The following is an 18,698-nucleotide window of genomic DNA, read 5'->3' as shown; positions in this document are numbered from 1 at the left end:
ACGCGATCAGCCTACCCAGCCGACGGCAGTTTTTGGAATCACTTCCGACTCATCCAGTTTCGACGCAAACATACTCACGGCCTGCACCGCATCACTGGTGCTGGTGCGGATCTGCAAAATCACCGAACCCGCCTGGTCGGCCAGGTTCACGCCGCGTTGCGCGCCCTCTTGGGTGGAGCTCATGCTGGCCACCGCGTCGCGGGTTTCCGACAGGATCATGCCGATCATTTCGGCGATTTCCGCAGTCGAGCGGCTGGTACGCCCCGCCAACTGCCTGACCTCATCGGCCACCACGGCAAAACCACGCCCTTGGTCGCCCGCACGGGCAGCCTCGATGGCCGCGTTGAGGGCCAACAGGTTGGTTTGGTCGGCGATGCCTCGAATGGTATTGACGATGGCGGTAATTTGCTCGGAGCGCTCGCCCAATTGCCCGACCAGACGCGCCGACGCGCCGATGTTCTCCGCGATCCGGCGCATTTCAGCGGCGGTTTCATGGATTACCTGGGTGCCATGTTCGGCAAACCGCTCGGTCTCGGAGGAAATATGGTAGGCCCGGGAGGCGCCGCGTGAGTCTTCCTCGAACTTTTCCACGCGTTCAGTGATGTCACTGGCAAACTTGACGATCTTGATCAGCGTGCCGTCGCCGTCGTAGACCGGGTTGTAACTGGCCTCCAGCCACGCGACACGGCCATGCTTGCCGAGACGTTTGAATTGCCCGGTGAAAAATTCACCGTTGTTCAAGCGTCGCCAGAAGTCGGTGTACTCGCTGCTGTTGATCAGGCTGGGTTCGCAAAACAGGCGGTGGTGCTTGCCTTTGATTTCGGCCAGCGTATAGCCCATGACGTGCAGAAAGTTCTCGTTGGCGTCCAGCACCTGACCGTTCAAGTCGAACTCGATCACTGCCATGGCCCGATCCACTGCGGCCAGTTTGCTGCGGGTCGCCGCCTCCTGTTCGACTTTGGCGGTGACATCCAGGGCGTACTTGACCACTTTCAGCACTTGGCCACGCTCATCCAGTACCGGGTTGTAGCTGGCTTCCAACCAGACCGTCTTGCCGTGGGCATCCACGCGCTTGAAGGTGCCCGATACGAACTTACCGGCCTTGAGCTCACCCCAGAACTGGCTGTAGGCGGGGCTGTTGGTCAGCGCCGGCAAGCAAAAGTCCCGGTGGGATTTGCTCGCCAATTGGTCGCGACTGTAGCCCAGGGTTTTCAGGAAGTTATCGTTGGCACGCAGGACCTTGCCGTTGAGGTCGAATTCGACGACCGCCATGGAGCGTTCCAGGGCGCTGATCAGTCCTTTGTACTCGGTGACTTCGGCCGTCCTGGCCGCCAGTTCGGTTTTGAGTGTTGTATTGAACATGACGAGCCCTCAGCCGTGCGGAAAAACCTGTGTCTTGACTCGCTATCGGCTGGGAAATACGCGACTTTAAGGGGCGCAGCAGGATTATTTTCTGGCGTCAAATTATTGCTTGAGCCCGCAGGATTCAAGGCTTTGCGGCAAGCGAAGCCAAGCGCTCCCGCATACCGGTACTGGCCGCCGGGCCGGCCTGCAACACACAGTCCTCCAACGGCACGATGTGTCCCTCTGCACTCGCCAACATCGGCTGCACCGGCCGCCCCGTGTCCCGCTCGACCAACTCGACACTGGTGCCTTCTTCGGCGTAATGCCGGTTACCCCACGCCACCAGCGACATCAGCACCATGCGGAAATCCTCGCCCTTGGCGGTCGGCACATATTCATAGCGCGGCGGCCGCTCACTGTAGGCCCTGCGCTCCAGCATCCCCGCCTCCACCAACGCTGTCAGGCGGCGCGTGAGCATGTTTGGCGCAATGCCCAGGCTGCGCGAGAACTCATCGAAGCGGCGCAGCCCCTGCAACGCGTCGCGCATGATCAGGATGCTCCACCACTCCCCTACCCGGTCGAGGCTGCGGGCGATGGGGCATTCGTCGCGGGTCAGGGACTTGCGTTGCATAAGGATTCCTTGGGGCCGGTGCACAGTTGTATGACGCCATGTTACTTTCATCATGATAGTGACGTCCATAAGGTCTGGACCCTCAACGCAACCGGAGTCGATTGATCATGAGTAAACGTATCGTTGTGACAGGCATGGGTGCGCTGACACCGTTGGGCGCCGATGTGGAGTCAACCTGGAAACGCCTGTTGAAGGGGCAGTCGGGCATTCGTCGCCTGCCTGAAGAACTGATCGGCGACCTGGCTATCAGCATCGGCGGCCAAGTGCAGAGCGTGCTGCAGGACCCTGAAGCCGGGTTCGATCCTGATCGCCTGCTGGCGGCAAAAGAGCAGCGCAAGATGGACCGTTTTATCCTGTTCGCCCTGGCGGCGGCCGACGAAGCCCTGAAGCAGGCCGGCTGGGCCCCGAACACCGCACAGCAGCAGGAACGCACCGCCACCATCATTGCCTCGGGCGTCGGCGGTTTTCCGGCCATCGCCGAGGCGGTACGCACCACCGACAGCAAGGGCCCGCGACGCTTGTCGCCGTTCACCATTCCATCGTTCCTGAGCAACATGGCCGCCGGGCATGTGTCGATCAACTATGGCTTGAAAGGCCCGCTGGGAGCGCCGGTCACGGCCTGTGCCGCGGGTGTGCAGGCGATTGGCGACGCTGCGCGGATGATCCGTGCCGGTGAAGTGGACGTGGCAGTGTGCGGGGGAGCCGAAGCGGCGATCCACCGGGTCAGCCTGGGCGGCTTCGCGGCGGCGCGGGCCTTGTCCAGCGCCTTCAACGACGCCCCCGAGCGCGCCTCGCGCCCGTTCGATCAAGCGCGTGACGGCTTTGTGATGGGCGAAGGCGCCGGCATCCTGGTCATCGAGGAGCTGGAACACGCCCTGGCACGCGGTGCCCGGCCTATTGCCGAATTGGTGGGCTATGGCACCAGTGCCGATGCCTACCATATGACCGCCGGCCCGGAAGACGGCGACGGTGCGCGCCGGGCGATGACGCAGGCGTTGCGTCAGGCGGGGATCGAGGCGTCTGCGGTGCAGTACCTGAATGCCCACGCCACCTCGACCCCGGTGGGCGACAAAGGCGAACTGGCAGCCATCAGGACCGTATTCGGTGCCGGTGGCCCCCTGGCGATCAGCTCGACCAAGTCCGCCACCGGCCACTTGCTCGGGGCAGCAGGCGGGATCGAGGCGGTCTTCACCGTACTTGCCCTGCGCGATCAGGTCGCACCGGTGACCCTCAACCTGGAACACCCGGATGACCTGGCCGAGGGGCTGGACATGGTGCGCGGTGATGCGCGGCCGATGGCGATTGAATACGCGCTGTCCAACGGCTTCGGGTTTGGTGGCGTAAATGCCAGCGTGTTGTTCCGCCGCTGGGTATAAGCCAGCGGTTTGCCCCTGGGATTGTTTTCGGGGACCATGGCGCCTTTCCGTTATTGCCAACAAGAGGCGCCCATGGCCAACCACGACCTGTCCTACACCCCCGATCCGGATGCCGACTCGATTTCCTCCGACGTTGTCGGTTTCAACGGCATCCTGGTCTCCACCCAGATCCCGACCCGCGCCGACGGCAGCCTGGAACTGGGCGATATCACCCTGCAAAGCGAATGCACCCTGCAAGCGCTGAAAGTCGCGCTGGAAAAAGCCGGCAGCTCCATGGACCGGGTCATGCACCTGACCATTTATCTGACCGATATGGCCGACCGCGCCGCCTTCAATGAGGTCTACAAACGCTTCTTTGCCAAGCCCTGGCCCGTGCGCGCGGCGGTTGGCGTGGCTGCACTGGCGGTAGACGGCATGCGTGTGGAAGTCACCGCGATGGCCGCTCAAGCCTGAAGTAATGCCGGTCAGGCATTTCACAGCTACAATGCGCGCTTCAACCGTGACAAGCCTGACTAAAAAAACTATGTCCTTGCCCAAGCATCACCTGGAATTGCTCAGCCCTGCCCGCGATGTCGCCATCGCGCGCGAGGCCATCCTGCATGGCGCCGACGCCATCTACATCGGCGGCCCCAGCTTCGGCGCGCGCCATAACGCGTGCAACGAAGTGAGCGATATCGCTCAACTGGTGGAATTCGCCCGTCGTTACCACGCCCGCGTGTTCACGACTATCAACACCATCTTGCATGACAACGAACTCGAAGCCGCGCGCAAGCTGATCCATCAGCTCTACGACGCCGGTGTCGATGCGTTGATCGTGCAAGACCTGGGCGTGATGGAGCTGGATATTCCGCCCATCGAGCTGCACGCCAGCACCCAGACCGACATCCGCACCCTGGGCCGCGCCAAGTTCCTCGACCAGGCCGGGTTCTCGCAGTTGGTGTTGGCCCGCGAGCTGAACCTGCAGGAAATCCGCGCCATCGCCGACGAGACCGATGCCGCCATCGAGTTCTTTATCCACGGCGCCCTGTGCGTGGCCTTCTCCGGGCAGTGCAATATCTCCCACGCGCAAAATGGCCGCAGCGCCAACCGTGGGGACTGCTCCCAGGCCTGCCGCCTGCCGTACACCTTGAAAGACGACCAGGGCCGCGTCGTGGCCTTTGAAAAGCACCTGTTGTCGATGAAAGACAACAACCAGAGCGCCAACCTGCGCGCGCTGGTGGAAGCCGGCGTGCGCTCCTTCAAGATCGAAGGCCGCTACAAGGACATGGGTTATGTGAAGAACATTACCGCCTATTACCGCCAGCGCCTCGACGAAATCCTCGAAGACCGTCCGGACCTGGCCCGCGCGTCCAGCGGCCGTACCGCGCACTTCTTCCTGCCCGACCCGGAAAAAACCTTCCACCGTGGCAGCACCGACTACTTTGTCAGCGACCGCAAGATCGACATCGGCGCCTTCGACACCCCGACCTTCACCGGTTTGCCGGTGGGTGTGGTGGAAAAAGCCGGCAAGCGTGACCTGCAAGTGATCACCCATGAGCCGCTGTCCAACGGCGACGGCCTCAATGTGCTGGTCAAGCGCGAAGTGGTGGGCTTCCGCGCCAACATCGCCGAGCCCAAGGGCGAGTTCGAGGAAGACGGTGAGAAGCGCTACCGCTATCGCGTCGAGCCGAATGAAATGCCGGCCGGCCTGCATCAGTTGCGCCCGAACCACCCGCTGAACCGCAACCTCGACCACAACTGGCAGCAGGCGTTGCTCAAGACTTCGGCCGAACGCCGTATCGGCCTGTCATGGGTCGCACGTCTGCGCGAAGAACAGTTGGAAATCACCGCCACCAGCGAAGAAGGCATCCACGCCAGCGTCACCCTGCCCGGCCCGTTCGGCGTGGCCAACAAACCGGAACAGGCGCTGGACACCCTGCGCGACCTGCTTGGCCAACTCGGTACCACCGAGTATCACGCCACCCGCATCGAACTGGATGCACCGCAGGCATTCTTCATCCCCAACTCGCAGCTCAAGGCATTGCGCCGCGAAGTGATCGAAGCCCTGACCGCCGCCCGTGTTGCCGCCCACCCCCGTGGCGGGCGCAAGGCCGAGACCACGCCGCCGCCGGTGTATCCGGAAGCGCACCTGTCGTTCCTGGCCAACGTCTACAACCAGAAAGCCCGCGACTTCTACCACCGTCACGGGGTGAAGCTGATCGACGCAGCCTTTGAAGCCCATGAAGAGAAAGGCGAAGTGCCGGTGATGATCACCAAGCACTGCCTGCGTTTCTCCTTCAACCTCTGCCCTAAACAGGCCAAGGGGGTGACAGGGGTGAAGACCAAGGTCGCGCCGATGCAGTTGATTCACGGCGATGAAGTGCTGACGTTGAAGTTCGACTGCAAACCCTGCGAGATGCACGTGGTGGGCAAGATCAAGGGGCATATCCTTGGGTTGCCGCAGCCGGGCAGTGTGGTGGAGCATTTCAACCCGGAAAATATCATCTTTCAGGGCACGCACTGACCCTGTGGGAGCGGGGCCACCACCAGCCCCGCTGCAACCCCGCCGCCGCCAGCAGGATCGCCATCACCCCCAGCCATTGCAGCCAGCCCAGGCGATGCCCGAAGGCAATCCAATCGACGAAGATCGCCGCAATCGGGTAGATAAACGACAGTGCGCCGGTGATGGCGGTGGGCAGTTTCTGGATCGCGCCATAGAGCAACACGTACATCAAGCCGGTGTGCACCACACCGAGCGTGACCAATGCCGCCCAGGCGTTGGTGGTGGCAGGCAAGCTGTTCCAAGGCACCAAGGGCGCCAGTAACACTGCGCCGGTGGTCACCTGGATCAACGCCATCAAATGCGGTGGTACGTCCTTCAAACGCTTGATGATCAGTGCGGCAATCGCATACAGCAATGCCGCGCCCAGCGCCAAGGCGATGCCCGCCAGATAATCGTCGCCGGTTGGCTGATTACCATGGGCGGTGACGATCGCCAGCATTCCCAGGAACGCCACGCTCAACCACGCCAGTTTCTGCACGGTGATCTTTTCGCCCAGGAACAGCGCTGCCAGCATCACCAACATGAACGGCTGCACGTTGTACACCGCCGTGCTGATGGCGATCGACGCGCGGGAATAGGATTCGAACAGCAGCAACCAGTTGCCGACAATCGCCACGCCACTGAGCATCGCCAGGCCGAACGTGGCCCAACTGAGCAGGTCCAGGCGCAGGTAGCCGAGCAGCGCGCACACCAGCAACAGGGTCAGGCCGCCGATCACGCAGCGCCAGAACACCACTTCGATCACCGACACGCCGGACACCAGCACAAACCAGCCGATCGTGCCCGAGATCAGCATGGCGGCGATCATTTCCCACGAACCGAGACGGATGGATGAATCCATGATTGATGCTCCTCAAGTGAGGCTCAATTATGGCAATCTGCTTGTGAGCGGCTCCAGTGACTAAAAAAGGCAAAATCCCGCAATCACCTTTTCTTATTAGGCGAACACCATGATTGACACCATCGACCAGCAACTGATCGCCGCCCTGATGGATGACTCGCGGCTGTCCCTCAAGGCCCTGGCGGGCATCACCGGGCTGTCCTCGCCCAGTGTGGGCGAACGCCTGCGCCGCCTGGAAGAACGCGGCGTGCTGACCCACTACACCGTCGACATCGACCCCAGGCACTTCGGCTACCTGCTGCAAGCCATCGTGCGCATCCGCCCCCTGCCCGGCAAATTGCAGGAGGTGGAGCGCCAGATCCAGGCGATTCCGGAGTTTACCGAATGCGACAAGGTCACCGGCGAAGACTGCTTCATCGCACGCCTGCATGTGCGCACCATGGACCATCTCGACAGCCTGCTGGATCGGATCAATGCCTACGCCGAAACCAACACCGCCATCGTCAAGAAAACCCCGGTAAAGCGACGTTTGCCGCCGCTGACCAACGACTGAACAACAACACACCGATTCTTGTGGAGAGTGGGCCGGGTGTGGTGAGCAGGCTTCCTGTGGCAGGCGGGCTTGTTGTGGCAAGCAGGCTTCCTGTAGCAAGCAGGCTTGTTGTGGTTAGCAGGCCTTTTGTAGTGAGCAGGCTTGTTGTGGTGAGCGGGCTTGCCCCGCGCTGGGGCGCGAAGCGGCCCCTAAACCTGACTACTCACTATGCCAGGATAAACGCGGTGCCTTTATTGGGGCTGCTTCGCAGCCCAGCGCGGGGCAAGCCCGCTCACCACAACAGCCCCACCCACAACGGGAGCCTAGTCGTGAAGGGCCTTTGCAGCGGGCAGCAAACTTTGAAACTTGTGATAACGCGCCGCCAACACCGGCTGCTGCAACAGGTCAGGCTTATATCGCGCCTTGACCGGCATCCCCGCCGCGAGCAGCTCCGCCCCCTGCCCCATCGCCACAAACCCCAGCTTCGCCGCGCCAATACACGCGCTCAATTCACTGCCCTGCAAGGTGAAGATTTCCCGCTGCAGGATATTCGCCAGCAGCTGCGCCCAGTACTCACTGCGCGCACCACCGCCCACCAGGGCCAAAGCGGTAACGTCGGCGCCGGTCGATTGCACCGCGCGCAACGCATCAAGCAAACCGAAACCCACCCCTTCCATCACCGCGTAACCGAGCATCCCCGGCGTGCAATCGTGGCCCAGGTTCATAAAGCCGCCGCGCAGCAAAGGATCATTGTGGGGTGTGCGTTCGCCGGCCAGGTACGGCAGGAACAACGGCGTCCCTAAAGGCACGTGCTGCTCAATCGGCAATTGCGCCTGCACCTGCTCCAGTAACGTCTGTTCATCCGTAATACCCGTCAGCCGAGTAACCCAGCGCAGGCAACTGGCGCCGGCGAGCATGGCGCCCATGGTGTACCAGCGGTTGGGCAGCGCGTGGCAGAAGCTGTGCACTGCACTGGCCGGGTTGCCTGCAGCGTGATCGGTGATCGCAACAATGGCCGCGCTGGTGCCAAGGGTAATGAAGCCATCACCGGCATTGACCGCGCCGATGCCGACCGCCGCCACAGGGTTGTCACCGCCACCGCCGGCAATCACCACCTCAGCTGACAGGCCCAGTCCCGTGGCCGTCAACAACGCGCTCGCGGCACCACCCTCCACCAGCCTGGGCAATTGCCCGGGCGTAAGGCCTGTAGCGCGAACCATAGGGGTAAACCATGCCCGCCGCGCCACATCCAGCCACAACGTACCCGCCGCGTCGGACATCTCGCTGATGCGCTCGCCACTCAAGCGCAAGCGCAGGTAATCCTTAGGCGACAGCACGCAATCAATCGCCTGGAACACCTCGGGCTCATGCCGTTGCAGCCACAGCAGTTTCGGCGCGGTCAGCCCGGCCATGGGCAGGCTGCCGGTGACGTCGGCGAAGCCGGGACCCAGTTGTTCGGCCTCGGCCACGGCACGGGAGTCGTCCCACAGGATCGCCGGGTACAACACGCGGTTGTCCGCCCCCAGCAACACCGCGCCGTGCATCTGCCCCGACAGGCCGATACAGGCCACGCGGGTAAACGCCTCGTGTCCGCGCAGTTGCGCCAACGCCTGCAAGCAGGCTTGCCACCAGTCTTCCGGCGCCTGTTCAGACCAGCCGCTGTGCCGGCGCGACACGCTCAAGCGCACGCCGGCATGGGCCAGCACCGCGCCCGTGGCGTCCATGAGGATGGCTTTGAGTTCCGATGTGCCCAGGTCAATGCCCAGGGAAACAGGACTGTTCATGCGTGTGTTATTCCCATCAAGGACAGCCACAGGAGTTACGTAACTGCAGGGTCGGCGCCAGGCGCACGCTCTGGGGCGGTGCGTCAGGCGACGCCATACGTTGCAGCAACAGGTCGACCGCGCGGGCGCCAAGGGCCTTGACCGGCTGTGCGATCAGGCTCAGGCGCGGCACGAAAAAATCCGCCCAGTCAAAACCATCAAACCCCACAAGGGCCATTTGTCTCGGCACTTCAAGCTGCGCGTCACGCAGAGCGTGCATCGCGCCGAGGGTCATCAGGTTATTGCCGGCCATGATCGCCGTGGGTGGCGAAGCCAGGCCCAGCAACTGCGCCGTGGCTTGGCGCGCCGGTTCGGTGTTGGAGCCACCGTTGACCAGCAGCTGCGGATCGAAGGCCAGCCCCGCCGCGTGCAACGCCGCGCGGTAACCCGCTACCCGCTCATCCGTAGTACTGAAACCCGTGCGCCCGGCGATAAAGCCGATGCGGCGGTGCCCGTGACCGATCAGGTGCTCAATCAGGGCCTGGGTGGCCTGGGCATTCTCCACCCCGACCTGGTCAAACTGCTCGCTCATCATGCGGTCCACCAGCACCGCCGGAATCTCGTTGGCGCGCAGGTATTCCAGGGCCATCGAGCCGTTCGACGGCGCCAGCACGATACCGTCGACCCGCCGATGATGCAGCGCCATGACGACCCGCAGCTCCTGCTCCGGGTCGTCGTGGGTGTCGACAAACAGCATCATGTAGCCGTGCTTGGCGCACTCGGTTTCAATCGCGTGCACCGTCTCGCTGAAGTAATGGTTGGACAGCGCCGAGATCGCCACGCCGATCGTGTTGGTACTCGACCGCGCCAGCGAGCGCGCCAGGGTGTTGGGGATATACCCCAGCGCCTGGATCGCCCGCTGCACCGCCAGCACCGTGGCCGGGCTGACCTTGCGGGTGCCGTTCAACACGTGTGACACGGTCGACGTCGACACCCCCGCCCTGCTTGCCACGTCATCCATGGTCACCACGACGCTGTTCCTCTCACGCTATCAATGTTTACTCGACCAGCCACTGTACGTACCGACGTTGTCGCGGGTGATCAGTTTTGGCGTGAGCAGGGTCACCGCTTCGGCCGGGGCCTTGTCGTTGAGCAGGTCATTGCCGACATTCACCGCCGTCTGCGCCATGGCCCACGGGTCCTGGCTGGCTGACGCCTGGATCTGGGTATCGGTCTTCAGCGCGTTCTCGATATCCGGCGCGCCGTCCACCGAGGTGATGATGATGCCGCTGCGCTTGAGCTGCTTGGCCGCCAGGTCGCTGCCGATGGCCTGGGGGTCGTTGATCGCAAACAGGCCGTCGATTTTCGGGAAGCGCGTGAGGTAGCCCTGCATCACGTTCAGGCCGCCTTCGCGGGAGCCTTTGCCGTCCTGGTCGTCGGACAGCACCTTGATCTCCGGCGCGCCGGCCAATGCGGCTTTACAGCCTTTGACGCGGTCGGTCACGGCGGTGACTTGCGGGCCGTTCTGGATAATCACGTTGCCCTTGCCGGCAAGCTTGTCCACCAGGTATTGGCAGGCCAGCTTGCCGGCTTCGACGTTGTCGGTCTGCACGGTGGCATTCACGCCCTTGGCGTCCACATCCACTGCCACCACGACGATGCCGGCATCGCGGGCTTTCTTGATCGCCGAGGCCATGGCAGAAGGGTCGACGGCGTTGATCAGGATCAGGTCGACCTTGGACGAAATAAAGTTGTCGATCTGCGAGAACTGCTTGCTCAGGTCATAGTCGGCCGACACCGAGGTGACCTTGACGGCGGGGTTCAGCTCCTTGGCCCGGGCCGTGGCGCCATCGGCCAGGGTCACGAAATACGGGTTGCCGAGCGAGCCCATGCTGATGCCCAGGGCCTTGAGTTCGCGGGCCTCTGCGGCTTGGGACATCAGGGCAGCCAAGGCAATGACGGGAAACATGCGTTTAAGGTTCATGCGGGTCTCTCTTGTGATTGTTGTCTGAGTGAAATCAGGTCCGTGCACCGGACTGGCGGTAGCGATCCAGCGCGACCGCGCCGATGATCACGATGCCCTTGATGATGTACTGCCAGATGTCCGACACCCCCAGCAGCACCAGGCCGTTGGTGAGTACCGCGATGATCAGCGCGCCGATCAGCGTGCCGCCGATGGTGCCGACGCCACCGGTAAAACTGGTACCGCCGAGGATCACGGCGGCAATCGCATCCAGCTCGTAGGATTGCCCCAGTTGCAGGCCATTGGCGGCGAACAGGCGCGAGGCGCTCATCACCGCACCCAGCCCGGCCAACGCGCCGGACATGGCGTAGACGAACAGCAGCACCTTCCACACCTTGATCCCGGAGAGTCGCGCCGCTTCGGGGTTGCCGCCTACCGAATAGATCTGCACGCCCATCACCGTGCGGCGCAGGATGAACCACGACAGCGCCACCACCGCCACGGCGATCACCACCAGCCAGGGCACGCCAAGGATCGAGTCGTTGCCGATAAAGGCAAACGGCAGGTCGGGGTTGAACACGGTCTTGTCATCGGCCAGCAGACGCGCCAGGCCGCGCATGGCGGTGAGTGCGCCAAGGGTGACGATAAACGGCGGCAGGCGCATGAAGGCAATCAACCCGCCGTTGACCAGGCCCAGCAGCAGGCCGAAGCCGATACCGGCGGCAATCCCGAACATGCCGAACTGCGGCGACATCGACGCCTGCAACGCCACCACGGCCGACGCCGCCAGGATCGCCCCTACCGACAGGTCGATCCCCGCCGTGAGGATCACAAAGGTCATGCCCGCCGCCAGCACCACGTTGACCGAGGCCTGCTGGGTGATGATCGACAGGTTCTGCATGGTCAGGAAGTTCTCGCTGGCCAGGGCGAAGCCCACCAGCAGCAAAATCAGCACCGGCAACATACCGACGGTGCGCATCAGTTCGCGGGCACGTTCGGCCTTGCCTGTTGTTGCAATCATCGAATCAGCCATGGGCAACCACCTGATCGCCACCGGTGGCGAGGTCAATAATACGTTCCTGGGAGATGACGTGGCCGGAGGCCCCGCCGACTTCGGCCACCAACTGGCCTTCGCGCATGATCAGTACCCGGTCGCAGGTGCCGATGATTTCCGGCAGTTCGCTGGAGATCACCACGATGCCCACGCCGGCCTGCGCCAGTTGATTGATGATGCGGTAGATCTCGGACTTGGAGCCGATGTCCACGCCGCGTGTGGGTTCGTCGAGGATCAGCACGTGCGGCTTGACCTCCAGCAGCCGCGCCAGCAGGACCTTCTGCTGGTTGCCGCCGGACAGCGTGCCGACATTGACCTTGCCCGACGCCACGCGAATCGACAGTGACTTGATTGCATCATTGGCACGTTTCAAACCATGGCCACGGTCGAGCACGCCGCCGGCGCGGGCATCCGGCACACAGGCGCAGACGTTGATGTTGTCGGCCACGCTCATGTCCAGGAACAGGCCCTGGGCCTTGCGGTCTTCGGTGAGGTACACCACGCCGGCACGAATCGCATCCGCCGGGTTGCGCAGTTGCGTCACGGTCTTGCCCACCACTTCCAGGGTGCCGCTGGTGCGCGGATCGGCGGCGAAGATCAACCGCGCCAGCTCGGTGCGCCCTGCCCCGACCAGCCCGGCGATACCCAGCACTTCACCGGCATGCAGGTCGAAGCTGCAGTTGCGCACGCGCTTGCCATCGGCCATGTCACGCACGCGCATTACCACCGCACCGGGGTCGTAGGCGGCATGTTCCTTCTTGTAGAAACCGGACAGATCGCGGCCGACCATCATTTTCACGAGGACTTCGGCCGACAGCGCGTCGCGACTCAGCTCGCCGATGTATTGGCCGTCGCGCAGCACCGAGACACGGTCCGACAGTTCATAGATCTCGGCCATGCGATGACTGATGTAGATGATCGCCAGGCCCTGGCTGCGCAGTTGCTTGATCAGCGCAAACAGGCGGTCGGTCTCGCGGGACGACAGCGGCGTGGTCGGTTCGTCCATCACCAGGATCCTGGCATGGGCGTGCAAGGCCCGGGCAATTTCCACCAGCTGACGCTCGGCAATCGACAGGCTGCTGACCTTAGTGGCCGGGGTGAATTCGGCGCCCAGGCGTTGCAGCACTTCGACGCAACCGGCTTGCATGCCCCTGCGGTCGATGGTCCAGCCACGGCGCAGTTCGCGGCCCAGGTAGATGTTCTCGGCCACACTCAGGTTCGGGCACAGGCTCAATTCCTGGTAGATCACGGCGATGCCGAGGGCTTTGGCGGTGGCGGGGGTAAAGGTGGCGACGGCCTGGCCGGCCATGCGGATTTCACCGCCGGGATCGGCCTGGTAAGCGCCGGAGAGGATTTTCATCAGGGTCGATTTGCCGGCGCCGTTCTCCCCCATCAAGGCGTGGATTTCGCCGGGGTAGACCTTCAGGCCGACATTCTTGAGCACGCGCAAACCGTTGAAGGTTTTGCTGATGCCCTGCATCTCGAGCAAGGGTTCAAGGCTCATCAATGAGCTCCTGGTTTTATTATTTTTGTCGTTCAGCCCTCTTTGATCAGAGCCGATTGCCACCGACTCTAATCAGATACATTTACTTACGCAAGCGCTTGCGCAGGCCGTTTGTCGCTAGAAGAAACGTTTCATCAAGCGCATAAAGTGCAATTTTGGCATTTCTAACGTTTTGGCAGCATGCGCACCAGGGTGTTGTCACGCACCCAGTAATGGTGGAACAGCCCCGCGGCAGCATGCAGGCCGATCAACCAATAGCCGGCGCTGCCCAGCCACTCATGCCAGTGCTTGAGTTGCTTGGCCAGGTCGGGGTCCACCGCCAGCAGCGATGGCAAGGCGAACTCGAAATACGGCACGGGCTTGCCTGCGGCGTTGAGCATCAGCCAGGCCAGCAGCGGTGTCACGATCATCAAGCCATACAGTGCCAGGTGCATCAGGTGCGCCACGGCAGTCTGCCAGGCCGGTGGACGCGGCAGGATCGCCGGGCGCGGCGCCAGGCGTCCCAGCAGGCGCAGCCAGACCAGCAGGAAAATCCCGATGCCGAACAGCCCGTGACCGCCGAGCAACACGCCCTTCAATGCATGGCCGCGAGGCAGCAGGCCTTTGATTTCAATGCAGGCGTACACGCCGACAAACAGCGCCAGCATCAGCCAGTGCAGGGTCATCGACAGCTTCGTGTAGCGCTGTGTCAGCAGATGTTCAGTCATGGATGGGGCCTTGTGCAGATGGTGGCCGCAAGCGGCCGTGGAAAGACCGCGCCACCCTGTCCGCGAAGTCTTAAGGCAGTCTGAAGATCGGGAAAAATATCCTTTTGCCACCTTCAGACTTCGTTAAGAAATGCCTCCGATACTCCTCCCAACTTCACTGGGGAGGCGTACTGCCAATGCCCGATATCGATTGGAACATTTCCTTGCCGGTGCTGTTCGGCCATGCCGACAGTGCACCGCTGCGCCTGTCCCGCGCCCTGCCCCAAGACCCGCAGCGGCCTGCCTTCGAAGCGTTTATCCAACAACGTTTTCGCCTTGCCCACGGCGCCGATATCCGCCACTTCATGCCGCAGTTGTTTGGCGTCAGCCAGGCCGACGGCGAGCTGTGTGCCGTTGCCGGTGTGCGCCTGGCAAGCGCCGAGCCGTTGTTCCTGGAGCGTTACCTGGACCATCCGATCGACCCGCTGATCAGTGCCGCCGCCGAACACCCCGTGGAGCGCGGCGCCATCGCCGAAGTCGGCAACCTCGCGGCCAGCGACACCGGCAGTGCGCGCCTGAGCATCATCGCCATTACCTGGCTGCTGGCCATGGGCGGCCTGGAGTGGGTGGCGTTCACCGGCAATATCGGTCTGGTCAACAGCTTCCATCGCCTGGGCTTGAAGCCCGTCACCCTGTGCGCGGCCGACCCGCAGCGCCTGGGCGATGAGCGCCATCACTGGGGCAGTTACTACGAAAGCCAACCGTGGGTGCATGTCGGCAATATCCGCGCCGGGTTCATCCATTTGCGCAACATGGGCCTGTTCTCACGCCTGGGGTTGCCAACCACCCTCGAGGACGCCAGCCATGTCGCCTGAAACCCGCCGCTTCCACGCCGTACTGCGTGGCCATGCCGAACGCAACGATGGCGCCATCGCCCTGTGGGGCGACAGCTTGAAAATGGATTATGCCCAGATGTTCGCCGAAGTGGCGTATCGGCAGGAGCGCCTGCGCGACGAAGGCGTCAAGGTGGTCGCCCTGGCCCTGGACAATGGCGTCGAGGCCATGCTGTGGGACCTGGCAGTGCTGTTCGAAGGCCTGACCTGCCTGACCTTGCCGCCGTTCTTCAGCCCGGCCCAGCGCGCCCATTGCCTGGAACAAAGCCACGCCGAACGGGTGATCGCCGAGCCGCATCTGGCGGCTGAATTGCGCGCCAACGGCTATCAACCGTGCGGCGAATTCTGGTGCCGCGCCTTTGAAGGCCGCCCTTCGATACCCGTGGGTACCGCCAAGGTAACGTTCACCTCCGGCACCACCGGCGCGCCCAAGGGCGTGTGCCTGGGCGCCGACAGCCTGCTGCGGGTGGCCCGCGAGCTGTACCAGGCCAGCCACGGCAGCGACCCACGCCACCACCTGGCGCTGTTGCCCATCGCGATTTTGCTGGAAAACCTCGGTTGCTACGCCGCGCTCTACGCCGGCGCCACCCTCAGCTTGCCCAGCCAGAAGAGCCTGGGCATCCAGGGCGCCAGCGCGGTGGACGCCGCACAATTGCTTGGCTGCCTGGCAACGCGTCAGCCCCACAGCCTGATCCTGGTGCCGCAATTGCTGTTGATGCTGGTGATTGCTGCCGAGCAAAAGGCCTTCAGCCCACAGGGCCTGCGCTTTGCCGCCGTCGGCGGTGCGCGCGTCTCCAAGGCCTTGCTGCAGCGCGCGCAGCAACTGGGCGTACCGGTATACGAAGGTTATGGGCTGTCGGAATGCGCCTCCGTGGTGAGCCTCAATCGTCCCGAGGCACACCGTCCTGGTAGTGTCGGCCGGCCACTGCCCCACGTGGAAATCCGCCTGGCCGAAGACGATGAAGTGCTGATCAAGGGCTCGACGTTGCTCGGCTACCTGGGCCAGACAGACCAACCCGAGCAATGGTGGCCCAGCGGCGACCTCGGCGCCTTTGACGAGGACGGTTTTCTCTACCTCAAGGGCCGCAAGAAACATCAGTTCGTTACCAGTTACGGGCGCAACGTCAACCCGGATTGGGTCGAGGCCGAGCTGACCCAGGGCGGTGTGATCGCCCAGGCGTTCGTGTATGGCGAAGCCCTGCCGCAGAACCACGCCCTGCTCTGGCCCCATCGCGCCGACTGCAGCGACGCGCAACTGGCCGCCGCCGTGGCCGAGGCCAACAGCGGCCTGCCGGACTACGCCCAGGTGCATCGCTGGACGCGCCTGACGCACCCCTTCACCGCCGCCAATGGCTTGCTCACCGCCAATGGCCGGCCACGGCGCGACGCCATCGTCGCCCGTTATCAAGCCCAATTTGCCCCGGCATTCAACGAGGAAGCCTCATCGTGAATTTTTTCGACACGCTGCAAGAAGCCACCCAGCAGGAGCGCCATGCGCTGTTCAACCTGCCGATCATCCGCGACGCCCTGGAGGGCAAGGTCAGCCTCGACAGCTATCGCGCGTTCCTGGCCCAGGCCTACTACCACGTGCGGCATACCGTGCCGTTGATGATGGCCTGCGGTGCGCGCCTGCCTTCGCGCCTGGAATGGCTGCGCAAGGCTGTCTGCGAGTACATCGAGGATGAATACGGCCACGAGCAGTGGGTGCTCGATGACATTGCCGCCTGCGGCGGTGATGACGACGCGGTACGTGACGGGCGCCCCGGTTTGCCCATCGAGTTGATGGTCAGTTACCTCTACGACCTGATCGCCCGTGACAACCCGGTCGGCCTGTTCGGCATGGTCAATGTGCTCGAAGGCACCAGCATCGCCCTGGCCACCCACGCGGCCGGCAGCATCCGTGAGCGCTTGCAACTGCCGGCAACGGCGTTCAGCTACCTGAGTTCCCACGGATCCCTGGATATCGGCCACATGGAAACCTATCGCCGCTTGATGAACAGCCTGGACGACCCCGACGACCAGGCCGCGGTGATACGCGCCTCCAAGGTGGTGTATGCGCTCTACACCGACATGTTCCGCAGCCTGCCGCGTCTCGGGGAGGCGCCCCATGCGCCTGTCTGAAACGCGCGTGGTGCTGACCGGCGCCAGCGGTGGCATCGGCCTGGCGATTGCCACCGCCCTGTGTGCCAGTGGTGCGCAGGTGCTGGCCGTGGCCCGTCACCGTGCACCACTGGAGGGGTTGCTTGAGCGCTACCCGGAGCAACTCTGCTGGGTCGGTGCCGACCTGACCTTCCTCGCCGACCGCCGTAAGGTGCTGGCCGCCGCCGAAGCCATCGGCGGCATCAACCTGCTGATCAACGCCGCCGGCATCAATCACTTCGCCATGCTTGAGCAACTTGAAGACAGCGACATCAACGGCATGCTGGCGCTGAACATCACCGCGCCGATCTGCCTGACCAAGCTGCTGCTTCCGCTGCTCAAGCAGGCACCGAGCGCCATGGTGGTGAATGTCGGTTCCACCTATGGCTCCATCGGCTACCCCGGCTACGCCACCTACTGCGCCAGCAAGTTTGCCTTGCGCGGGTTTTCCGAAGCGTTGCGCCGGGAACTGGCCGACACCCGCGTCGGCGTGCTGTACGTAGCACCGCGCGCGACCCGCACCGCGATGAACAGCCCGGCGGCGCAGGCTTTGAACGATGCGCTCAAATCCAACGTCGATGACCCGCACACCGTGGCATCGGCCGTGATCCAGGCCATAGCCAACCAGCGTCGCGATCTGTACCTGGGCTGGCCGGAGCGTTTTTTTGTGCGCCTCAACAGCCTGCTGCCGAACCTGGTCGACCGGGGTTTGCGTAAACAGCTGCCGCTGGTACGCCGCCTGAGCGACACACCTGAGAATAAGGACCCGAAGCCATGAAACAACTCTTTACCGCGCTGCTGCTCACCGCCCTGAGCCCCTTCACCTGGGCGATGGACGCCGTCGACCAACAACGCCTCAACGAGATCCAGACGCGCTGGGCGCACATCCAATACAACCTGCCCGAGGAACAACGGACCCAGGCTTTTGAACAACTCGCCACCCAGGCTACGGCCTTCACCCACGACCGCCCCCAAGCCGCCGAGGCGTGGATCTGGTCAGGCATCGTCACCAGCAGTTGGGCGGGTGCCCAGGGCGGGCTTGGCGCGTTAAGCAAGGTCAAGGCGGCCAAGGTCGACCTGGAAAAAGCTCTCGCCCTGGATCCCCAGGCCCTGCAAGGCTCGGCCTATACCAGCCTGGCCGCCCTGTACGACCGGGTGCCCGGCTGGCCGATCGGCTTCGGTGATGCGGACAAGGCCGAAGCGCTGCTCAAACAAGCCTTGCAACTGAACCCGGCAGGCATTGATAGTCTGTACTTCTGGGGTGACCACCTGTACCGGCAAAAACGCTATGGCGAAGCCCGTGAAGCCTTGCAAAAAGCCCTGCTGGCCGCGCCCCGGCCCGGTCGCGAAACCGCCGATGCCGGGCGGCGCAAAGAGATCGAAGGCGTGCTGGCTGACATCAACCAAAAACTCAAATGACAAGGAGTCTG

Annotated in this window: 17 protein-coding genes and 2 pseudogenes; 9 read left to right on the top strand and 10 right to left on the bottom strand. The window is 63.3% G+C overall.

From position 1 onward, the window contains the following. Positions 1-6: 6 nt before the first annotated feature. From B9N88_RS33350 to B9N88_RS20360, 3 genes and pseudogenes are all read right to left on the bottom strand, one after another. Positions 7-483 (bottom strand): annotated as a pseudogene (locus tag B9N88_RS33350) (methyl-accepting chemotaxis protein); the annotation flags it as partial. A 111-nt stretch (positions 484-594) separates the two neighbouring features. Then, positions 595-1,362: pseudogene (locus B9N88_RS33345) on the bottom strand (PAS domain-containing protein); the annotation flags it as partial. Between the two features lie 124 nt (positions 1,363-1,486). Next, positions 1,487-1,975, bottom strand: a complete 489-nt coding sequence (locus B9N88_RS20360; RefSeq protein ID WP_027605820.1) for a winged helix-turn-helix transcriptional regulator — start codon at positions 1,973-1,975, stop codon at positions 1,487-1,489. Between the two features lie 107 nt (positions 1,976-2,082). Here B9N88_RS20360 and fabF point away from each other — a divergent pair, with 107 nt between their 5' ends. From fabF to B9N88_RS20345, 3 genes are all read left to right on the top strand, one after another. Beyond that, complete coding sequence (gene fabF / locus B9N88_RS20355) at positions 2,083-3,351, top strand: beta-ketoacyl-ACP synthase II (protein WP_027605819.1); 1,269 nt, start codon at positions 2,083-2,085, stop codon at positions 3,349-3,351. A gap of 72 nt (positions 3,352-3,423) precedes the next feature. Beyond that, on the top strand, positions 3,424-3,804 hold the full coding sequence (locus B9N88_RS20350) for a RidA family protein (protein WP_027605818.1): 381 nt from the start codon (positions 3,424-3,426) through the stop codon (positions 3,802-3,804). A gap of 70 nt (positions 3,805-3,874) precedes the next feature. Beyond that, entirely contained in the window at positions 3,875-5,854 is a 1,980-nt protein-coding gene (locus tag B9N88_RS20345; RefSeq protein ID WP_027605817.1) for a peptidase U32 family protein, read from the top strand. Here the strand turns inward: B9N88_RS20345 and B9N88_RS20340 are convergent. Continuing rightward, positions 5,832-6,734 carry a DMT family transporter gene (locus B9N88_RS20340; RefSeq protein ID WP_027605816.1) on the bottom strand — a complete coding sequence of 301 codons (903 nt, stop codon included), beginning with the start codon at positions 6,732-6,734 and terminating at the stop codon, positions 5,832-5,834. The genes B9N88_RS20345 and B9N88_RS20340 overlap by 23 nt on opposite strands. Positions 6,735-6,843: 109 nt before the next feature. On the opposite strand from B9N88_RS20340, the gene B9N88_RS20335 reads away from it, so the two are divergent. After that, positions 6,844-7,287 carry an Lrp/AsnC family transcriptional regulator gene (locus B9N88_RS20335; RefSeq protein WP_027605815.1) on the top strand — a complete coding sequence of 148 codons (444 nt, stop codon included), beginning with the start codon at positions 6,844-6,846 and terminating at the stop codon, positions 7,285-7,287. Between the two features lie 302 nt (positions 7,288-7,589). On the opposite strand, the gene xylB is transcribed toward B9N88_RS20335, so the two are convergent. The 6 genes from xylB to B9N88_RS20305 all read right to left on the bottom strand — a co-directional run bounded on the left by xylB (position 7,590) and on the right by B9N88_RS20305 (position 14,257). Continuing rightward, positions 7,590-9,050 carry a xylulokinase gene (gene xylB / locus B9N88_RS20330; RefSeq protein ID WP_027605814.1) on the bottom strand — a complete coding sequence of 487 codons (1,461 nt, stop codon included), beginning with the start codon at positions 9,048-9,050 and terminating at the stop codon, positions 7,590-7,592. Between the two features lie 16 nt (positions 9,051-9,066). Next, positions 9,067-10,059 carry a LacI family DNA-binding transcriptional regulator gene (locus B9N88_RS20325; RefSeq protein ID WP_027605813.1) on the bottom strand — a complete coding sequence of 331 codons (993 nt, stop codon included), beginning with the start codon at positions 10,057-10,059 and terminating at the stop codon, positions 9,067-9,069. 21 nt (positions 10,060-10,080) lie between these two features. Next, complete coding sequence (locus B9N88_RS20320) at positions 10,081-11,013, bottom strand: ABC transporter substrate-binding protein (RefSeq protein WP_027605812.1); 933 nt, start codon at positions 11,011-11,013, stop codon at positions 10,081-10,083. Between the two features lie 34 nt (positions 11,014-11,047). Then, positions 11,048-12,025, bottom strand: a complete 978-nt coding sequence (locus B9N88_RS20315) for an ABC transporter permease subunit (RefSeq protein WP_027605811.1) — start codon at positions 12,023-12,025, stop codon at positions 11,048-11,050. Then, complete coding sequence (locus B9N88_RS20310) at positions 12,018-13,550, bottom strand: sugar ABC transporter ATP-binding protein (protein ID WP_027605810.1); 1,533 nt, start codon at positions 13,548-13,550, stop codon at positions 12,018-12,020. Before B9N88_RS20310 ends, B9N88_RS20315 begins: the two co-directional genes overlap by 8 nt. 164 nt (positions 13,551-13,714) lie before the next feature. Continuing rightward, complete coding sequence (locus B9N88_RS20305; RefSeq protein ID WP_027605809.1) at positions 13,715-14,257, bottom strand: cytochrome b; 543 nt, start codon at positions 14,255-14,257, stop codon at positions 13,715-13,717. Positions 14,258-14,433: 176 nt separating this feature from the next. Here B9N88_RS20305 and B9N88_RS20300 point away from each other — a divergent pair, with 176 nt between their 5' ends. Genes B9N88_RS20300 through B9N88_RS20280 form a run of 5 tightly spaced genes read left to right on the top strand, consistent with a single transcriptional unit; the run spans position 14,434 to position 18,687 of the window. Further along, positions 14,434-15,111 carry a thermostable hemolysin gene (locus tag B9N88_RS20300; RefSeq protein ID WP_027605808.1) on the top strand — a complete coding sequence of 226 codons (678 nt, stop codon included), beginning with the start codon at positions 14,434-14,436 and terminating at the stop codon, positions 15,109-15,111. Continuing rightward, entirely contained in the window at positions 15,101-16,579 is a 1,479-nt protein-coding gene (locus B9N88_RS20295; RefSeq protein WP_027605807.1) for an AMP-binding protein, read from the top strand. Before B9N88_RS20300 ends, B9N88_RS20295 begins: the two co-directional genes overlap by 11 nt. Next, a complete protein-coding gene (locus B9N88_RS20290) occupies positions 16,576-17,250 on the top strand; it encodes a TenA family transcriptional regulator (RefSeq protein ID WP_027605806.1) in 675 nt (224 codons plus the stop codon). Before B9N88_RS20295 ends, B9N88_RS20290 begins: the two co-directional genes overlap by 4 nt. Further along, positions 17,237-18,046, top strand: coding sequence for an SDR family oxidoreductase (locus B9N88_RS20285; protein WP_027605805.1), 810 nt, complete (start codon positions 17,237-17,239; stop codon positions 18,044-18,046). Before B9N88_RS20290 ends, B9N88_RS20285 begins: the two co-directional genes overlap by 14 nt. Next, positions 18,043-18,687: a tetratricopeptide repeat protein gene (locus B9N88_RS20280; RefSeq protein ID WP_027605804.1), complete on the top strand. Its 645-nt coding sequence runs from the start codon at positions 18,043-18,045 to the stop codon at positions 18,685-18,687. Before B9N88_RS20285 ends, B9N88_RS20280 begins: the two co-directional genes overlap by 4 nt. Positions 18,688-18,698: the final 11 nt, after the last annotated feature.

The sequence above is a fragment of the Pseudomonas sp. LAMO17WK12:I1 genome, assembly GCF_900177315.1.
In the GTDB taxonomy this organism is placed as follows: Bacteria; Pseudomonadota; Gammaproteobacteria; order Pseudomonadales; family Pseudomonadaceae; genus Aquipseudomonas; species Aquipseudomonas marginalis.
Note: the sequence above shows the minus strand (reverse complement) of the source record. Positions and strands in the feature narration are given on the sequence as shown.

Coding starts and splice junctions, on each gene's coding strand:
- B9N88_RS20350 (WP_027605818.1), top strand. CDS start 3,424: ATGGCCAACCACGACCTGTCCTACACCCCCGATCCGGATGCCGACTCG.
- B9N88_RS20310 (WP_027605810.1), bottom strand. CDS start 13,550: ATGAGCCTTGAACCCTTGCTCGAGATGCAGGGCATCAGCAAAACCTTC.
- B9N88_RS20315 (WP_027605811.1), bottom strand. CDS start 12,025: ATGGCTGATTCGATGATTGCAACAACAGGCAAGGCCGAACGTGCCCGC.
- B9N88_RS20345 (WP_027605817.1), top strand. CDS start 3,875: ATGTCCTTGCCCAAGCATCACCTGGAATTGCTCAGCCCTGCCCGCGAT.
- B9N88_RS20335 (WP_027605815.1), top strand. CDS start 6,844: ATGATTGACACCATCGACCAGCAACTGATCGCCGCCCTGATGGATGAC.
- B9N88_RS20340 (WP_027605816.1), bottom strand. CDS start 6,734: ATGGATTCATCCATCCGTCTCGGTTCGTGGGAAATGATCGCCGCCATG.
- B9N88_RS20300 (WP_027605808.1), top strand. CDS start 14,434: ATGCCCGATATCGATTGGAACATTTCCTTGCCGGTGCTGTTCGGCCAT.
- fabF (WP_027605819.1), top strand. CDS start 2,083: ATGAGTAAACGTATCGTTGTGACAGGCATGGGTGCGCTGACACCGTTG.
- B9N88_RS20320 (WP_027605812.1), bottom strand. CDS start 11,013: ATGAACCTTAAACGCATGTTTCCCGTCATTGCCTTGGCTGCCCTGATG.
- xylB (WP_027605814.1), bottom strand. CDS start 9,050: ATGAACAGTCCTGTTTCCCTGGGCATTGACCTGGGCACATCGGAACTC.
- B9N88_RS20305 (WP_027605809.1), bottom strand. CDS start 14,257: ATGACTGAACATCTGCTGACACAGCGCTACACGAAGCTGTCGATGACC.
- B9N88_RS20360 (WP_027605820.1), bottom strand. CDS start 1,975: ATGCAACGCAAGTCCCTGACCCGCGACGAATGCCCCATCGCCCGCAGC.
- B9N88_RS20295 (WP_027605807.1), top strand. CDS start 15,101: ATGTCGCCTGAAACCCGCCGCTTCCACGCCGTACTGCGTGGCCATGCC.
- B9N88_RS20285 (WP_027605805.1), top strand. CDS start 17,237: ATGCGCCTGTCTGAAACGCGCGTGGTGCTGACCGGCGCCAGCGGTGGC.
- B9N88_RS20280 (WP_027605804.1), top strand. CDS start 18,043: ATGAAACAACTCTTTACCGCGCTGCTGCTCACCGCCCTGAGCCCCTTC.